Raw genomic sequence first — 810 nt, 5'->3', positions numbered from 1 at the left:
CCGCCTGTCTCGGCATCTCCAACCCGACCGGTCTCGCCGCGATCAAGCAGCTCGTCCCGCCGTCCCAGCTCACCCAGGCCACCGCCCAGAACCAGATCCGCTACTTCGCCGCGACCATGGGCGGCCCGCCCGTCGGCGGCACCCTCTTCGGCGTGGCGCGCGCCTTCCCGTTCCTGAGCGCGGCCGTCGGCTTCCTCGTCTCCACGATCCTGCTGCTGTTCATCCGCAAGCCGATGAAGGTGGAGCAGCTCGCCCCCGGGGAGAAGCGCAACACGGCCGAGGGCTTCCGGATCCTGGCGCGCCAGCCGGTGCTGCGACTGCTGATCGTCTGGATCATGGGCTCGAACATGGCGTTCACCCACTCCGGCGTCTTCCTCGCACTCATCGCCACCGCCGAGAGCCGGGGCGCCTCCGCGAGCTTCACCGGCATGCTGCTGTCCATCGCCGGCGTCGGCGGTCTGGTCGGCTCGCTCATCGCGGGCCCGGTCATCAAGAGGGTCGCACCGGCCAAGCTCTTCCTGACCGCCGCGTGGATCGGCCCGGTGGCCGCCGTGCTGCTCGCCAACGTCTCCGGGCTCGTCCCGCTCGGCGTCATCGTCGCCTGCGTGTTCCTGCGCGGGCCCATCACCAGCGCCCTGTTCCTCGCCTACCTCGCGGCGATGGTCCCGGACAAGGCGCAGGGCCGGGTCCTCGGTGCCGTGATGTTCATGTCGATGATCGCCGCCCCCGTCGGCGTGTTCGCCATCGGCACCATCTTCGACCAGGCCGGCCCGGTCTGGGTGTTCACCGTCATGGCCGTCGTCTCGGGAC

The 810-nt window shown here is 70.5% G+C and carries 1 protein-coding gene; it reads left to right on the top strand.

Going from position 1 to position 810, the window contains the following annotated elements; all coding sequences use genetic code 11:
• Positions 1–810: MFS transporter (locus CCN37_RS38550; RefSeq protein ID WP_143262095.1), on the top strand; the 810-nt coding region annotated here is incomplete at both ends.

Origin of the sequence: Allokutzneria sp. NRRL B-24872 (assembly GCF_002155965.1) — a bacterium.
Taxonomy (GTDB): Bacteria; Actinomycetota; Actinomycetes; order Mycobacteriales; family Pseudonocardiaceae; genus Allokutzneria.
The sequence above is the reverse complement of the archived record's forward strand: the minus strand, read 5'-3'. Positions and strand labels throughout refer to the sequence as shown.